We start from the raw sequence: 17226 nt of genomic DNA, 5'->3' as shown, positions 1-17226 counted from the left end.
TCCTAATCCTCTTACTTATCCTTCCCCGCAAACTGGGGAGGCTCCGTCAGACGCGGCAAATCGATCACGACGCGAGCACCGCCTTCTTCCCGTTCCGTCAGTTTGACGCCATAGCGGTCATCGAAGTAACCGGCGATCCTTTCCCTCACATTGCGCATCCCGTACCCCCCTGTGCGGCGAGGCTGTTTCCTGTCGGCGGCCTCACTGAGCCCAGCTCCGTCGTCTTCGATGGTGATTTGCAATCCATCGATTTTATCCGCGAGCCGGATGCGAATAAAGCCGCGGCTCCGGGCATTAAAGCCATGAACGATCGAGTTTTCCACGAACGGCTGGAGCGTTAGCTTCGGAATAAACAAATCGCGGATTTCCTGCGGAGCTTCGATCTCGAATTCAAGCCCTTCCCCCCAGCGAAGCTGCTGGATTTCCAAATAACAGGCAATATGTTCAAGCTCCTCGGCAATCGTGATGAAGCTGTTGCCGTTCGACAAGCCGATGCGGAACATGCGTCCCATCAGCTCAAGAATGCGGCTAAGCTCATCCTGCCCCGCTTCAATGGCCATCCAGTTCAACTGATCCAGCATATTATAGAGAAAATGAGGATTAATGTTGGCCTGCAGCGCCTCGATCTCCGCTTTGCGCTGCTGCTCGTACCGCCGTTCAAGCGAGCGGTACAACTCCGCAATCCGCTCGTTCTGCTTGCGATAACCGGCAAACAGATACCCGAATTCGTTTTCGTAATCGCGGGGGAGCTCCGTTTTATTGCCATCGACGAAATCCGACCGCATTGCCGTAACAAGCTGTTTGATCGGCTTCGTAAACTGGCTGCTGAGATAATGGGTTAGCAGGAGGACCGACAAAATGGCGGCCAGGCCGATAAACCCGATCACCATGGCAAGCGTATAACTGCCTTCGGTGATTTGCTTCCACGAGGAAATCTCCACCAGCGTCCAGTTGGAATCCTGCAATTTGGAATACACGAGCAGCGAATCGCCGATTTTGGCATTTCCCCGGATCCGGACATGCCCCGATTCCGCGTCTTTGGCATTGATCCATTCGGACAGCTCCGTATGGTCTAAAACTTGTCCGGTTTTGACCAATTCTCTGCCCTGGGAGTCCACCATCAGCCGATTGGCATTGGAGGTATGGCCGGCCAGTATTTTGACAATCTCTTTATATTTGATATGAATCACCAGTACGCCCAGGTATTTGTCATCGTACACGATTTTGCGGCCAAAACTGAGTACCGGGACCTCTCCCTGGAAGCTTCTTATGTTATGTTCGGTGGACCAGGCGAAATCATTGTTCACAAAAGCGCCAGCCCAAGCCTCTTGGTTTAGCTTACTCAGGTCCCGGAACTGGATGTAATTGTCCTCTTCCCGCTGAAAAGGGTGTTCCATATATAAATCGATGCCTTGGATCAACGGAATCGAATAGGTCAGATTGGCCAATGCATTTACAACGTTGACGGATCGCCGATAAGTGTCGTATTGGTCACGCCGGTCCTTAAGAAAAGAGATAATCTCGTTATCGCGGGAGGTGGACAGTGAAATTTGTTCGATCATCGTAAGACGCGTCGTAATCTCGTTGTTCAACTCATCCAGCAGCCGCTGCTGATACAGCGAGCTGGTTTTAACTAGCTCGTTGGAGGAAATAATGTAGCTGGCCCACGCGATGCAGGCGACCACGATCACGATGACAACGGCAAAGCTGCGAAAAAAAAGGGTGTCGATGCGGAATTTTTTAAAAAGACTAATCATCTCTCGGATGCTCCCTTCCGGCACTAAGGAGAAAAAACGGTAAAGCCGCGAAACGAATCGTTTCGGCAAAGCTCTACCGTTATATTATTGGCGGCCAACCATCCTTATCCCTTTATTCCGGTTGTGGCAATTCCTTCAACAAAATACTTTTGCAGAAACATAAATACGAAAGTGGCCGGCAGAATGGATACGAGCGACATCGCCAGAAGCTGGCCCCATTCCTGAGCGGACTGGGAATCGTTGATCATCCGCAGCGCCAAGCTGACCGTATATTTGTCAACCGAGTTGATATACAGCAAGTGGCCAAGGAAATCATCCCAGTTCCAAAGAAAGCAGAAGATCATGACGGTGACGATGGCCGGCTTGGTCAATGGCAGCACGATCCGCCAGAAAATACCGAACCAGGAACAGCCGTCGATTTTGGCCGATTCATCCAGCTCCTTCGGAATCCCCCGGATGAACTGAATAAGCAGGAAGACAAAAAACGTACCGCCGGCGCCTGCCGCTACCAGGTGGGGAACAATAAACGGCAAATACGTATTGACCCAACCCAACTGGTGGAACAGAGAGTATTGCGGAATGATCAATACTTGCCCCGGCATCATCAAGGTTAACATGAAAATGGAGAACCAAAAGTTCTTCAGCGGAAAGTTCAGTCTGCCAAACCCGAAGGCTACCAGCGAGCTGGAGATCAAGGTGGCAGCCAACACGGCGATCTCCAAGCCGAAGGTATTAAGATAAAAATCCGTAAACGTGTGTCCGGGAACCGAATTCCAGCCTTTTACGAAGTTGCTCCACTGCGGAACCTTTGGGAAAATATTCGGCGATCCCAGCTCGGTATTGCTTTTAAGCGATGCGCCGATCCACCAAAGCACCGGGTAGACCATTACAAAGCTAAACAGAATCATGAAAATATGCCGGATGAACGGTTTCATTTTGATCATCATCTGCGTCTCTTTCTCCCTTCCGTCTCTGTTTCATAGAAGACCCAGTATCTCGACGTTCCGGCGATGATCAGCGATGCGATAACGATGATGACCAGCATGATCCAGGCGAGCGCCGAGGAGTATCCGAGCTGATACCGGCTAAACGCACGTTCGTACAGATAGAGGGCGTATACGTAGGTCGAGTTCATCGGACCTCCGTTGGTGATGACAAACGCGGAGGTGAACATTTGGAACGCGTTGATCACGCCCATGATGAGATTGAAGTAAATAATCGGCGACAGCATTGGAAGCGTAATGCGGAAAAACTGAAAAAATTTGTTCGCCCCGTCCACGGAGGAAGCCTCGTACAAATCGTTCGGAATTTGCTTCAGCCCCGCCAAGAAGATCACCATCGCGGAACCAAACTGCCAAACCGCCAGTAGAACGAGCGTACTCATCGCGGTATCCGGACTGGTGATCCAGCCCTTGCCTTCGAACCCAAAGGTGGCGATGATTTTGTTGAAAATCCCCTCTACCCCAAAGATGTTCCGCCAAAGCATGGATACGGCGATACTTCCGCCGATCAGCGATGGAAAATAGATCGCTGTGCGGTATACGCCGATTCCGCGAACGGCTTTGTTCAGCAGCATGGCGATCAACAAAGCCGCGATCAGCTTTAAAGGGACGGAGGCGATCACGTATTGGAACGTAGCGCGAAGGGATTCTTCAAATTTCGGATCCGAGGTAAGGATGTTGACGTAGTTTTTGGTTCCTACCCATTCGATCGGCCTGAGCAGCGTGTAGTTCGTAAACGAATAATAAAGCGATAATAAAAGCGGATACGCCGTGAGCCCGATAAAGCCGATCAGCCAGGGCGAAATGAATAAATAGCCGGCAATGGGAGCATCCCATCTTTTTAAAGAAGAACGTCGTCTTTTCTTTACGATCCTCTCCTGATTAACGGCTACGGGTGTGGAACGACCCATATGCTATCACCTCTGTAGTTTGTCTGATAGCTTAAGTATAGATGGGTCCCCCAGGCGGTTAAATGAGGGTAATCCTCGATTTCTTTTAAAATATCACGAAAAAATCCTAACGGACACGGCGCCACATTTTCGTTTATACTTTTCGGACAATAGCCGCCTCCTGTTTCGCTTCGTCGTTTGATGGACCGTGTCCGGGGCCGAGCAAATTCAGGATCACCACGCCGATGATAATTAAGCCGATTCCGATGATGCTGCCGGCATTGATCTTTTCTTTCCAGATGAGTACGGAGATGATGACCGTCAATACGGAACCGAGCCCGGACCAAATGGCGTACGCGGCGTTCAGGGGAATCGTTTTAAGCGACAATGACAAAAAATAAAAGGAGCATACGAAGGCGGCGATGCTTATTAAAGAAGGCGCTAACTTGGTAAATCCTTGGGAAGCTTTCAGCATCGAAGTCCCGACCAGCTCGCTGGCAATAGATATCAACAGTAACAAATAAGCCATTATTTTCTCTCCTCAATCTCATTTAAAATGTAGCGGATCACCTTTTCTTTTAACGCTTGATCCGGCGGGGCAAAACCGAACATTTCGGCAAACCATAGACCGTCGGCGGCCAGCCTGAACAACGTTGAGACCACGGGGTCCAATCCGTCATGTTCGATGCTTTTTTGAAGCTGACTGTATTCGGCTTGCATTTCCCCTAAAAGATGCGGATTGGTGAAAAGCGCGGTAGAAAGCGCAATCGTCATGTCGTTTTCGTTTTGCACCGAATCATGGGTTGTCTCTATATAGGCTTTGATCCACTTCCCTTTTTCGCCCGGGTCCTTGTCCGCTCGTGTCCTGACGCTACCGACGAAGTCATCGGAGTATTGCTTGACCATGCCCGAAATCAATTCTTCCTTGTTCGGGAAATGATAAAGCAGCCCTCCTTTGCTGACTCCGGCCTCTTGGGCGACGGCATCCAGGGTTAAATGCTCTACGCCGTTCTCTCTAGCCACTTTTGCGGCAGCCCGCAAAATCACGTTTCGCTTGGAAGCTTTTTTTGAACCTCCCACAGAATCACCTCCAAATTTAGTATACCGTCTGGACGGTTTAGTTTTCAACTTTTTATTTTGGCTCAAGACCAAAATCAGTGCTTGACAAAATAAAAGATGACGGAGATAGGGGGTGTTGTCTCTCCAAATCACTTTGCACGATTATCCCTCTGGTTCAGGAAGCCAAGTCACCCGATCAAACGGGATAATCGTGCAAAGCCCCCGGATCACGAGTCTCGCCTCAGGCCACGGGCAGAAATTACCATTCTGAAATTCTATTGGATAATTCCAATGACATCCGCACAAAACGCGCCAACGCAAACAGAGGAATGGTTCCCCATTCCTCTGAAATAAGTCCGCAAATGAAATTCATGAAGCCGCAAACAGCAATCCGTCATGCCGATTAATAAATCCGTCTGCCCCGTTCGTCGGAGATGCCGCTTTTGCGGAAGAAATACGTGTTGATCTGGTCCCGCCATTCCTTGGTGTGTTCCGCCTGCTCCGCCAGCCGGACCGCGACCTGCTTGTGCAATGAATCGGGGACCAAGCTCGCCAGGCTGCCCCAGGTTTCTTCCAACCAGGCGGCGCGCTCCACGCCTTCGAAATGCGTGTCGTAAATGTGCTGGATGACCGTTTTGCCGGAATGCAGGACATGGGTATACGGGACGTGATGGAAAAACAGCAGCAGTTCATCCGGACAGTTCTCCAAAGATTCGTACAGCCTGAAGTTGGGCTCGGCGTATTGGGCCGTGTATCCCGTTCCCGTGGCCTTGGTCCGGTCCACGCCGATTCCATGGCAATCGGCAAAATGGTACGTCCCCCACATCGAATACTCATAACCGTCGACGTTAGGCCCGTAATGATGGTTGGGATTGACCATGAACCCGATCCCAAGCGGTGCCGTATAGGATTCGTAAATACTTAAGGAGTCCAGCAAAATACCGCGAATCGTCCGAACCACCTGCTCGTCGTCCCCAAACGTCAGGCGGATCCACTCCTCCGCGATTTCCTCGGCGGTCAGCTCTGGATTCCAAGCGAGCCGGCCGTATCCGTACAAATTGGCTTGAGCCAGCAAATGCCCGGTCCAGTTGGCGTCGTCCCCGATGTTGGAAACGGCAGCGAAGCCGCTGTACCTGCTCCCATGCACCGAACTATCAACGATGCGTTTGACTGGAGTACCCTCCCCCTGCAAATACGTATCAAATTCCAGCACTTCCTTCCATTGCGGCACCAAATAACAAACATGCCGCTGCTGCCCGGTATACTCCTGGGTAATCTGAAACTCGATCATCTGGTTCGTGGCAGGCATTGCGCCGAGAAGCGGCGACACGGGCTCACGCACCTGAAAATCGATCGGCCCGTTTTTCACCTGTAGGATGACGTTATCATTAAAGCGGCCGTCCAGCGGCACAAAATGATCGTACGCCGCTCTCGCCCGGTCCGTCTTCCGGTCGCGCCAATCCTGCTTGCAGTTGTATACGAAGCAGCGCCAGATCACGACGCCACCGTACGGCTTCAGCGCTTCGGCCAGCATATTGGCACCATCCGCGTGGTCGCGGCCGTAGGTGAACGGACCAGGCCGGTTCTCCGAATCGGCTTTGACGAGAAAGCCGCCAAAATCGGGGATATACCGGTATATGTCCGCCGCCCGCTCACGCCACCACCGCTGGACCTCCGAGTCCAACGGATCAGCCGTGGGCAGGCCGCCGATCTCCAGCGGCGCCGCGTAATTGATGCTGAGGAACAGCTTGATCCCGTAACTGCGGAAAATGCCGGCAAGCCCGGCCACCTCCGGCAAATACGCCTCTGTGATCAGCATCGTTTCCAAGCGGTGCACATTTACGTTGTTGATCGATAAGGCATTCACCCCGGTCGATGCCAAAAGCCTGGCGTAATCGCGAATTCGCTGCAGATCGAAGGTGATTTTGCCGTCAGCGTAAAAAATCGAATTCCCGGCATAACCGCGTTCGATCGACCCGTCGATATTGTCCCATTGGTTGATCATCCGTAGTTGGTTGACCGGATTTTCCACGATATGAAGATCGCTAATGGGGCGGCCAATACCAATCAGTCTCAGCAGATGGAAAACACCGTACAGCACGCCTGCGGAAGAAACCGCGCCAATGGCGATATGGCCGGTGGACGGATCACTTTGGATCACGAAGCCTTCCGCTCCGATGCCTGCGCGCGTTTCTTCGTCAATGAACTGCTGAAGCAGCGTGTTGCCGCCGATAGTTCCAATCACAATACCTGAACCGCCATCCCAGATTTGTGAAATCTCGGGCGTTTGCCCCAACATCCCTTCCAGTCCGCGGACGAGTTCGGCCATGGCGGAAACGATGATTTCATCCTGCTCCGCAACGACAATGCGGCGATAATCAGCATACTGTTCAAGCGTTTTGCCTGCTAACCGGTTATACCCGAGCCAGGCCTGATAGCCCGTGTTTTTTGCGAAAAATGGTGTAATGCCCATTCGTTAATACGCTCCTGTCAAATAATTTGGAAAAGCGGCTTTTCAGCAACAAAATAAACGGGAAGTCCGGGGTACCGCGCCCTGAGCATACCCGCCAAATAATTCATGCCAGGCTCCTCGCTTTGCGCGTGGCCCAAGACGATGATAGCCTTGCGTTTTCCTTGCTGCACGGCATCTCTTACATATTCGGGAGTTTCCCATTCCGGTCCCTCGCCCAATATAATCAAATCCAAGTTTTCCTGCTCAAAAAGCGGAATCGCCATAAAGCCGCCGCCCCTGTAACCCGCGAGCATGCCAATTCGCGAACATATCATGGACAGGTCGCCAACGACGCGTACATACGGAATGCCAAGCTTGCTCTTGAGGTGGCCGGCAATTTCACGAACGCTTGCAGCCGGAATTTGGATGATGGCCGATGCCGGATGATATTCCGCAATGTACTTTTGCCAGTCCAATTGCTCGATAAGCCCGGCCATGATACCGTCGGGCTGATAACGATGCCAATAATCATGGAACCTGAAAATCGCCATTCCGGTTTCCTCGATCAGCTTTCGTTTTTCCATGGCTACAGGATCGTTCTTGATGGCCTCCCTATTATGATGGTTGAAAAATATCCCCTCGTGGCTGATCAGCAGATTTGCCCCCGCCTTTGCGGCCTGACGAATGACGTCAGATGAGGCCACAAACGCCGTGGCGATCCCCCTGACTTTTGTTGAAGGATCTCCGAATTCAAGCACATCGACCGTTGTTTCGAGCTGTCCCACGGGATTGATGAGTTCATGAATAACATCCTCGATTCGAAGCGGCATGGTTTCTCCCCCTTCTATCCTTATAATCTCTGAACGGGTAATATAATACCCGGAACAAGGTTAGCGTTCCGGGTTTTATGTCTGTCCAAGCTTAGTTTTCGTAAGATGCGGAAGCATCCTTCAATTGATCAAAAGCTTGTTCCGGGGTAATTTTACCGAAACTGAGTTGATCATGGACATAAGGGAAGTCTTTATCGATAAAGTTCGTCCAACCGCCCGCGCCTGCCGTCCAGGTTTGCGCGTCAGGTGCGGAAGCGTTATACATGTCCAGACCGCCTTTATCCGTTTCGCTCATGCTGGATTCCAGAAGTTTCGCGCTGTCGCTATTTGCCGGGATACCGCGCAGAGTGCCCAGTGTCTTAGCTGCTTCCGGATCATTAACGAACCAATTAACAAATTCGATAGCTTCTTTTTGATATTTGGAGTCATTGGTAACCGCCAAATACATAGAAGGCTTCACCCAGCCTCCCGCTTGCTCCGCACGAGGCATCGTCACAAGGGCGTACGCGCCTTTTTTCAAACTATCCCAAGAAGTGAGCGCATTGGAGAAGCTGTAACGGAACAAAATTTTGCCCGATACCATCAGATCCATTTGCGGATCAAGCTCCTTGTCCGCCGTGTTTACGTCTGCCGGAGGCACCAGTCCTTCCTTCCGGAGCTTGTCAAAGTGATTCGCCCAGTCGACGAAGGTATCACGGTCGATGTTGAAATGGCCGTCGTCCGTAATGACCGGGCCCTTGCCTTTAGCGTATTGATAGGCCGAATACACGAAGTAGTTGGCGGCATAATCTTTAACGAAGTATTGTCCTTCCGGCAGTTTGGATTTGGACGATTCGGCTAACGCAAAGAAATCATCCCATGTCCAACCGTTGGTCGGATTTTGAATGCCCAGTTTGTCGAGGGCGGCTTTATCGTAAATCATGCCGAACGCAACCGATCCAAGCGGAACAGCGTATTGTTGGCCGTCAAGCGAGCCGCCCGCGAGCAGCTTCGGATCGAATTTGGATACATCCACATCGGCCAATGGAGCCAATTGATTCCGGCTCATCCAGTCCGGCATCCAGCCCGGATCCAATTGAACGATATCCGGAGCATTTTTAGCCGCCGCTTGCGTGGATAGCTTATCCAGATAACCGTCCATACCGGAATACTCCGGTTCAAAAGTGATGTTAGGATGATTTTTCGTGTACAAATCAAGTGCGGCTAACGTAGCCTGATGCCGATCCTGTGACCCCCACCACATAATCCGAAGCTTAACTTGTTTGTTGCTCGTGTTCGCAGCCGCGTTTCCGGAGTTTCCCGCTTGCGAATTATCGGCAGCATTTCCTCCCCCGCCGCCGCAGGCGGCCAACGAACCTACCAGTGAAGCTGTTACCGCCACTTTAAGTAAACGCTTCCAACCAAACATTGTGAAACCTCCTTTTGAATAGCAAATATCTGTTTACATCTCCTATAGTACCGATTCAAAGAGGAGGTTTATATAAGAGCAATGCACGATTTGTTATAAAATTCCTCGAAAATAATAGAGCATTCCTCCCGGCATCTCTTAAAAGATGCTCCAGTTAAACTCACGCGACAACCGTTCCAGCAAATGGACGCCCGCGATGCTGTTTCCTTTCGGGTTCAGCGCCGGCCCTACTACGCCGATGCCCAAGCGCCCGGGCACCAGGGACAAAATGCCTCCCGATACGCCGCTTTTGGCCGGCAGTCCCGCCGCGATGGCGAACTCGCCCGACCCGTTGTACATTCCGCACGTGACCATGAACGTTTTGGCGATTTGCACGTAACGCCGAGGAATCAGCTCCTTGCCGGTGATTGGGTCCGTACCGTCCTTTGCCAGCACCAACGCCATACGCGCCAAATCGGCGCAGGTTACCTCGATCGAGCAGTGGCGGAAGTAGATGTCCAGCACTTCTTCCACGCCGCAGCCCAGAATCCCTTTATCCAGCAAAAAATAAGCCATCGAACGGTTCAGATGGCCTGTCGCCTTCTCGGACCGGTACACCTCTAGATTGCAATCCAGTGAAGGATTTCCGGCCAACTCGCGCAAAAACTCCAGGATGCGGGCCGATTTGTTCTCTGAGCTGTCGCCTTTGATCATTGAAGACACCACGATCGCCCCCGCGTTGATCAGCGGGTTAAACGGGATCGCCGGCTGCACCAGCTCGAGCTTCATGATCGAGTTGAAGTTATCGCCCGTAGGCTCCATGCCCACCTTGGAAAAAACCGCTTCTTCCCCATGATCCATCAGCGCCAGGATCAACGTAAACACCTTCGAGATGCTCTGCATTGTAAACGGAGCCTGGACATCTCCGGAGCTTACAGATCTCCCTCCCGCATCGATCAGGTGGACCCCCAGCCAATGTTTGGGCGATTTCGACAATTCCGGAATATACGTGGCCACGGTTCCCTTCGCGCTTTCCCGTCGGCTCTTTTCCACCCACTCCGCTAAGCATGCTTCCAGTCGATCCAGCTCGTTCACGGCTTGTTTCCTCCAATCGATCACGATATTGGACCGGGGCGAAACGCGTAGCAAAACCTTTGCTTCGCTCCGGCCAAAATACGGTTACTGCTGCGAATCGCTCAGCTTCTGCTTGGCCAAACGGATCATTTCCCGGACCATCGACCCGCCGATGGCGCCGCCGATTTTGCCTGCCTCCTCCGAGGTCAAATCCCCGTTGTCGCCTTCCTTCAGTGGCACGCCGAGCGATTCAGCCACCTCGTATTTCACATCGTCCGGATGCTGCGGATCTACAGGGTAGCCTTCACGCCGCATCACTTCTGCTTTGAACTGCTTCAGGTCCGCTTCATTAGCGCTGGGCGCCGCCGGACCGTTTCCTCTTCTTTTTACCATGGATATCCCTTTCTTTCAATCAAGAATTATCCATAACATGCCCCAGAGGAGACAAAATAATCGAGCGAAAAATGTATAACCGGCCGGCAAAAACGGAATGAAATATTATTGAACATTGTTTTTCGTGATGTAGATCATAGTCCTTCCGGGTGATAAAAATGATAATTTAATCCGATAATAAATTTTTATCGAATTGCCATCTCTAAAGATGCGAACCTTTAAAGAAAAGAAGGGTAGACATGAACTTGAATCAATATGTTCCGATCATCGCCAAACCGGTCAAAGCCGCCTTGAAACCGGCTCAGGAAGTGGGAATCATCCTCGTTTCGTCGCTGCTTGTCGCCGCTGGGCTTAATCTGTTTCTGATCCCCCACAAGCTGCTGTCCGGCGGGCTGACGGGCGTTGCCTCCTTCATCGGTTATTTTACGGACTGGAATATATCGATTCTGTACTTTCTGCTGAATGTCCCGCTCATCGCCTGGGGCTGGAAAGCGGTCGGGAGGCGGTATATCATTCTAAGCTGCATTTCCGTCGTGAGCACGACGTGGTTTATGGCGATCATCCCGCAGATTCAGGTAACCAATGACCCGATTCTCGGCTCCGTGTGCGGCGGGATCATCTCGGCGGCGGGCATCGGATTTTCACTGCGCGTAGGCGGCTCGACCGGCGGCTTTGATATCCTTGGATCGATCGTTACCCGTAAATACGACATGGCGATGGGCAATATTTTGTTCCTTTTGAATGGCGTCGTGATCGTGGCGCTCGGATTTTTGCAGAGCTGGGACCTGGCCCTCTACTCCATGCTATCGACCTTTGTGAAAGGTAAAGTCGTGGACATGATCCATGTCGGACATATCAAGGTCACCTGCTTTATCATCACCAAGCAAAAAGAGCAGATGCTCTGCCGGCTGCGCAAGCTCCATCACGGCATTACGTGCATCCACTCGGAAGGCGGGTACAGCGAGGAGAAAAACTACATGCTAATGACGGTAACAACCCGTTATGAGCTGGCCGCCGTGCGCAAAGCGGTGGCGGAAACCGATCCGTACGCCTTCATGAACGTGGTCCAGTCCACGGAAATCCTCGGTCGGTTCGCCCGGACGGTGAAATAACCCAAAAATAAAGACCGTTTCCCATGTTTAGGAGACGGTCTTTTGCAGGCGATGTAATTATTTTTCAAGTCCATATAACTCGTACAGCTGGTCAAGCATCAGATTGGCCGCTTTGATGCCGCCGGCGGTATTCCAGATGGCGTCATCCACTTTATAGACTTTGCCGTTTTTCACCGCGTTCAGGTTTTTCCACAGCGGATCGTTCGTCCAGTCAGTTTCGGTCTGATTCGCTTTGCCGTCGCCCGTTTCGTAAGTAAAGTAGAACAAGCGGTCGGCGTCCGCTTCGGACAGCCGTTCTTTCGTAATTTCATCGACAAACGTGTCTTTTGCGTTTTGCGTCATTTCATTTCTGGCAATGCCGAGCTGCTCGAAAATAATTCCGGAGAATGTGTTCGTATGGTAGACGCGAGTTTTGCCGTCCATGAACCGGACAACCGATACCGTTTCTTTCAGCTTGCCGCCGGCCTTGGCTTTAAAATCTTCAATCCGCGCTTCGAAGGCGGCCAACAGTTCGTCGCCTTTGTCGGTCATTCCAAGCGCTTCCGCGTACAGTTTGAAATTGTCCATCCAATTCCCGCGCAGGTCTTCGGACATGATCGTTGGAGCGATCGCATTCAACTGCTCATAAACCTTCTCCTGGCGCATCTTGTTCCCGATGATCAAATCCGGCTGCAATCCGGCAATCAACTCCAGATTCGGCTGGCTCTCCTCGCCAACCACTTCAACCCCGTCCATCTCGGCTTTGATATGCTCATACCAGGGGTCTCCGGTCCAGGAACGGACGGCGCCCACCGGTTTAACTCCCAAGGCAAGCAACGCTTCCGTGCCTTCATTGGTCAAAATGACGACTCGCTTCGGCGTGCCGGCTATTTTCGTTTCCCCCATCGCATGTTTAACGGTACGGACTTCATCGGCGGCCGCGTTGCCGCTTGAGTTCCCATTCTCCGAGGCCGGCGTGCCGCTTGCCGCTTGGGTATTGCCGGATGCCCCCTGGCTTTGATTGCTTCCGCATCCGGTAAGCGCCAGCAAGAGCGCCAAAATGGCGAGCCCCCACCAAATGGCGCGATTTCGAATGATGTGATTGCGAGTAAAGCTCATGAAAGTTCCCCCTTATATGTCTGTTTAGTTCTTGGTAAAGATAATAATGCAAATGTGATAATGATTATCATCTTCATCGCGATGTTCAAAACTATAAAGCATGAAAAACCGCTTGTCAATCCATTAAGAATGATTCTCATAATCATTGACAGCCCGCAATGCATCTTCTAATATTTAATGGATATTATCTTCTACATCCGGAAAGTGGGAATTTGCCTCATGAAAGGTTTCGGCTTATTGATTTCAGCGTTTGCCCTGGCCGCAGCGCTCGTTTGCAGCATCAGTTTCGGCGTGACGGACATTCCTTTCGGCACCGTGTGGGAATCGTTTGTCCGCCCAAACGGCAGCAACGAGCATCTGATTATTCAAACGGCCCGCGTTCCGCGCGCCTTTATCGCCGCCGCCGTCGGCGCATGCCTCGCGGTTGCGGGAGCGCTGATGCAGGTCATCACCCGCAATCCAATCGCTTCGCCCAGCACGCTTGGGGTTAACTCCGGGGCAGCCTTCTTCATCATCCTGGCGACCGGATGGCTGGGCATAGCGGGAATGCAGCCCCTTACCTGGGTTGCTTTGACCGGAGCGGCCCTAAGCGGAATGGTTGTTTTTCTGCTCGGAAGCATCGGCCGGGACGGCATGACGCCGCTCAAAATCACGCTTGCCGGCGCTTCGATGGCCGCTTTTTTCTACTCGCTCACGCAAGGCCTGATGCTCTCTGACGGCAAAATGTTCGACCAAGTCCTCGTCTGGCTCGTCGGGTCCGTTGCGGGGCGGGGAATGGACCAGCTTCTCGCCGTTCTTCCCTATATGGGAGCCGGGATGCTTATCGCTTTCCTTCTGTCCGCACAGCTGAATATCCTGGCGATGGGAGATACCGTCGCGCAGGGGCTTGGCCAACGTACGGGGCAAATTAAAGCTTTGGCCGCGGCGTCCGTTATTCTGCTTGCCGGAGGGTCGGTTGCGGTGGCCGGTCCGATCGCGTTTGTCGGAATCATTATCCCGCATATCGTCCGCTATTTCATAGGTTCGGATTACCGCTGGATTTTGCCTTACTGCGCCTTGTTCGGAGCCCTGCTGCTGGTGGCCGCCGACGTCGGGTCAAGGTACATCGCCATGCCAAAAGAAGTGCCGGTCGGGGTCATGACCGCGCTGCTCGGAGTACCGTTTTTCGTATATATCGCAAGAAAAGGGGTGAAAAACTGATGGCCAAACCCGGCAAACTTGAAGTCTCGGCCGCCAAATCGACCATACTGGCGAAGAAAAAAAGAACGATTTGGATCTGCCTGTTATTGTCCGTAGTATGTTTGGGAGTTATGGTCATCAGCGCTGCCATCAGCAGCAAGTATATCCCTCCCCTTACCGTGATCAAATCCTTTTTCGGCATGGCCGAAGCCGGGGATCAAGTCATCGTGCAAAAAATCCGGCTGCCGCGGATCATTATCGCCGCACTGGTCGGCGCGTCTTTGGCGGTGGCTGGGGCTATTCTGCAGGGCGTCATCCGCAACCCGCTCGCTTCGCCCGATGTGGCCGGAATCACCGAGGGCGCTTCGCTGGGCGCCATCTTGTTCATTTTCCTGTTTCAGGGGAGCATATCGATTCACTGGATGCCGCTCGCCGCGATCGGCGGCGCGTTTCTCGTCACGGCATTATTGTATGTGCTAGCCTGGAAAAAAGGAGTGTCTCCCTTGAGGATCATCCTGATCGGCATCGGCGTTTCCGCCGCCATCAAATCGCTGTCATTCATGCTAATCATCTCCGGCCCCCTGCAATTGGCCAGCCAATCGCTTACGTTCATGACCGGCAGTATCTATGGCGTATCGTGGGAGAACGACGTGCTGACGTTATTGCCCTGGACGGCAATTTTGCTGGTTCTCACTTGGCTGCAAGCCCGCCAGGTCAACATCCAGGCCCTCGGCGATGATATCGCCACGAGCGTCGGCGCCCGCGTGCAGCTGCAGCGTCTGCTATTGATTGCCCTCAGCGTTTCGCTCGCCGGCTCCGCCGTGGCCATCGGCGGGGCGATTGCCTTTATCGGCCTGATGGCGCCGCATATGGCCCGCAAACTGACGGGGCCGTCCTTTTCCGGCGTGCTCCCGATCAGCGCGCTGCTGGGCGCTTTGATCCTGCTCATTGCGGATCTGATCGCCCGCACCGCTTTTTTGCCCCGGGACGTGCCTGCCGGTGTTTTTACCGCCGCGATCGGAGCCCCGTTTTTTATGATTCTGCTGTACCGGAACCGCAATCGGTTATAAAAAACATGGGGTGTATGTCTAAAAGGCCGTCAGGGCGATTTGCCTTGACGGCCTTTTGATGTGAACGATCTCCCTCTGCCCTCGTCGTCGCCGGAAATAACGGTAATTTGTGGCGCTATGCTTGTGATTTTGTACCTCGTCCGCAAAATAGCGGAACTTTTGGGTCTTATCTTCCTACTGAAATTGGGAAAATCCCCCTTTTTGCCCCTTTCGCCGAAAACAGAGGTAAAAAATTCCTCTATTTAAGCTAATCCCTCTCATTTGTCATAATAACGCCCTTTTTTACCGTTATCTCCGCGGCCTCCACAAACAACCGCCTGTTCCGTTATATGAACGAAAATCGGATTCTGAATGCTTTAAAGCATAAAAAAGGCCAACAAGGCATAATAGCCAAGTGGTCTTTTTTTAATCTGTAAAGTTTGATATTAACCAAAACCGTGACTATTCGTGGTGATAACGCCGGGGCTTTGCTGCTTTCCGATAGGGACTAGAGTAGTAACTGGGGCCACCAAAGCCGCCAATAAGCTACATGTAAATATCCATATAGCCAACTTTCTTTTCATTCAGTTTTTGCACCTCGCTAATTAAAATTTTATACCGCTCGTTTGCCGCTTCCGATGCAAAATTCCGGTATTGTTCAAATAGCCCTATACATTTTAGCATACCGTATCTGTTATAAATTTCAATCGCGAATGCTAAACTGTCCAGTACATACTCCAGTCCTTGGACAAAAGCTTTTTTGTTTAAATAATACTCCCCTAAACCTGCCAACAAATTTGCGTATCGATCTCCGGTATATTGCTCGCTAATTTTCTTAATACGGTAGTGTTGCTCTTCATAAGTTAGATAAGATGCGTATTGTTTAAGCACATCGTCGATGTTTATATCGAACTTGTTCGCAGCAGTCACGATCTCACATAAGGCCGGGAATACTTCATATTCCCTCGTGCAAATATATTCCAAATATTCCGAAAGAACTTCGACCTTGCCGGACACTAATTGATACATATGACGGTTGCCTTCAGCCCATTCCTGAAACTGCTCAATTACAGCCACCTCATCTTCTGTGGGGTTCTTGACCCAACTGCAATCCGTATACAAGGAGACATAATGGAGTGCATTCTCATAATCTTCTAAAATAAAATGAGCTGCACCCAATGATAAATAAGAATAAAAAATGTAAAAAACAATTTGCTTTTGGGTTTCCGGCGATTTTTTGCTCCCGTTTAACTCATAATGAATGGTCGCTTTTATTTTCAGTTTTTCAGCTAATTCCTTGACCTTTTCCCAGTGACGTAATGAACCAAACACATTGATTAAATCATTTAGCGCATCCAGTTGATAAGGCTCGTCCAGCCGGTCGACAAAAGGCTCAAATTGTACGGCCAACAATAAATTCCTGTTCTGATCCTTGGACAGCCGCAACGTGAACAACCGGTATTGACACAGCGCCAGGCGTTCGGAATGCTGCTTCTGTTCACCTTCCGCTACCGCTTCATACAGCAAGATGGCCGCCTCTTGTTTGCCTTCATGAAAAAACTGCTCGGCCAAGTGAAATAGCAGGGGTATGTAAGATAGGTTGTCCAACATTAAGCGGATTGATCGCTCGATACAGTCCAGCTTGTTCAGTTCGGCGCAACGCCGCAAGAAGGGCCCCAGTTTGCGCCAATCGGGCGCGGCTTGAAAGAAACACTCGTCAACATACAAATCGTAAAAATAACCTTCGGGCAACCCCATCCCCGCCGTAATCCGGTCAAGCTGCTGCATGGCAATGGGACGATGGCCATTGATGATCCCGCTTAACGTTCCGGAATTGATCCGTGTAAGTTCGGTGAACTGATTGAGCGAGAGTCTCTTGTTTTTTAAATAATCCTCCAATTGTGAGCGAATCGTGCTTGCCGGCTTCATACGAACACCTCCTCTG

At 51.5% G+C, this 17226-nt stretch carries 15 protein-coding genes; 3 read left to right on the top strand and 12 right to left on the bottom strand.

The annotated features are described in order from the left end of the window. Positions 1-11: 11 nt before the first annotated feature. The 10 genes from ACLD72_RS06690 to ACLD72_RS06645 form a co-directional block, all read right to left on the bottom strand. Positions 12-1757, bottom strand: coding sequence for a sensor histidine kinase (locus tag ACLD72_RS06690; RefSeq protein WP_411001065.1), 1746 nt, complete (start codon positions 1755-1757; stop codon positions 12-14). A 104-nt stretch (positions 1758-1861) separates the two neighbouring features. Next, a complete protein-coding gene (locus ACLD72_RS06685; protein WP_251588887.1) occupies positions 1862-2692 on the bottom strand; it encodes a carbohydrate ABC transporter permease in 831 nt (276 codons plus the stop codon). 8 nt (positions 2693-2700) lie between these two features. Continuing rightward, complete coding sequence (locus ACLD72_RS06680) at positions 2701-3669, bottom strand: carbohydrate ABC transporter permease (RefSeq protein ID WP_411001063.1); 969 nt, start codon at positions 3667-3669, stop codon at positions 2701-2703. Positions 3670-3802: 133 nt separating this feature from the next. Continuing rightward, complete coding sequence (locus tag ACLD72_RS06675; protein ID WP_411001061.1) at positions 3803-4177, bottom strand: DMT family transporter; 375 nt, start codon at positions 4175-4177, stop codon at positions 3803-3805. Continuing rightward, positions 4177-4728, bottom strand: a complete 552-nt coding sequence (locus tag ACLD72_RS06670) for a TetR family transcriptional regulator (RefSeq protein ID WP_411001059.1) — start codon at positions 4726-4728, stop codon at positions 4177-4179. Before ACLD72_RS06670 ends, ACLD72_RS06675 begins: the two co-directional genes overlap by 1 nt. Positions 4729-5110: 382 nt before the next feature. Then, positions 5111-7180: an alpha-glucuronidase family glycosyl hydrolase gene (locus tag ACLD72_RS06665; RefSeq protein WP_411001057.1), complete on the bottom strand. Its 2070-nt coding sequence runs from the start codon at positions 7178-7180 to the stop codon at positions 5111-5113. Positions 7181-7197: 17 nt separating this feature from the next. Further along, positions 7198-7989, bottom strand: a complete 792-nt coding sequence (locus tag ACLD72_RS06660) for a Nif3-like dinuclear metal center hexameric protein (RefSeq protein ID WP_411001055.1) — start codon at positions 7987-7989, stop codon at positions 7198-7200. A gap of 91 nt (positions 7990-8080) precedes the next feature. Further along, a complete protein-coding gene (locus ACLD72_RS06655) occupies positions 8081-9397 on the bottom strand; it encodes an ABC transporter substrate-binding protein (protein WP_411001053.1) in 1317 nt (438 codons plus the stop codon). A gap of 138 nt (positions 9398-9535) precedes the next feature. Continuing rightward, complete coding sequence (glsA, locus tag ACLD72_RS06650; RefSeq protein ID WP_458475651.1) at positions 9536-10495, bottom strand: glutaminase A; 960 nt, start codon at positions 10493-10495, stop codon at positions 9536-9538. Positions 10496-10555: 60 nt separating this feature from the next. Beyond that, the gene (locus ACLD72_RS06645; protein ID WP_411001049.1) at positions 10556-10843 is read right to left on the bottom strand and encodes a small, acid-soluble spore protein, alpha/beta type; all 288 of its coding nucleotides are present in this window, start codon (positions 10841-10843) and stop codon (positions 10556-10558) included. A 239-nt stretch (positions 10844-11082) separates the two neighbouring features. Between ACLD72_RS06645 and ACLD72_RS06640 the strand changes: the two genes are divergently transcribed. Then, complete coding sequence (locus ACLD72_RS06640; RefSeq protein ID WP_411001047.1) at positions 11083-11955, top strand: YitT family protein; 873 nt, start codon at positions 11083-11085, stop codon at positions 11953-11955. A gap of 57 nt (positions 11956-12012) precedes the next feature. On the opposite strand, the gene ACLD72_RS06635 is transcribed toward ACLD72_RS06640, so the two are convergent. Further along, complete coding sequence (locus ACLD72_RS06635; RefSeq protein WP_411001045.1) at positions 12013-13053, bottom strand: ABC transporter substrate-binding protein; 1041 nt, start codon at positions 13051-13053, stop codon at positions 12013-12015. 219 nt (positions 13054-13272) lie between these two features. On the opposite strand from ACLD72_RS06635, the gene ACLD72_RS06630 reads away from it, so the two are divergent. Both ACLD72_RS06630 and ACLD72_RS06625 read left to right on the top strand, forming a co-directional pair. Next, the gene (locus ACLD72_RS06630) at positions 13273-14253 is read left to right on the top strand and encodes a FecCD family ABC transporter permease (protein WP_411001043.1); all 981 of its coding nucleotides are present in this window, start codon (positions 13273-13275) and stop codon (positions 14251-14253) included. Continuing rightward, the gene (locus ACLD72_RS06625) at positions 14253-15302 is read left to right on the top strand and encodes a FecCD family ABC transporter permease (RefSeq protein ID WP_411001041.1); all 1050 of its coding nucleotides are present in this window, start codon (positions 14253-14255) and stop codon (positions 15300-15302) included. The genes ACLD72_RS06630 and ACLD72_RS06625 overlap by 1 nt, the downstream gene beginning before the upstream one ends. A gap of 525 nt (positions 15303-15827) precedes the next feature. Here the strand turns inward: ACLD72_RS06625 and ACLD72_RS06620 are convergent. Continuing rightward, positions 15828-17210 (bottom strand): helix-turn-helix domain-containing protein, encoded by a 1383-nt coding sequence (locus tag ACLD72_RS06620; protein ID WP_411001039.1) that lies wholly within the window; start codon positions 17208-17210, stop codon positions 15828-15830. Positions 17211-17226: the final 16 nt, after the last annotated feature.

The organism is Paenibacillus lacisediminis (genome assembly GCF_046567315.2).
The sequence above is the reverse complement of the archived record's forward strand: the minus strand, read 5'-3'. Positions and strand labels throughout refer to the sequence as shown.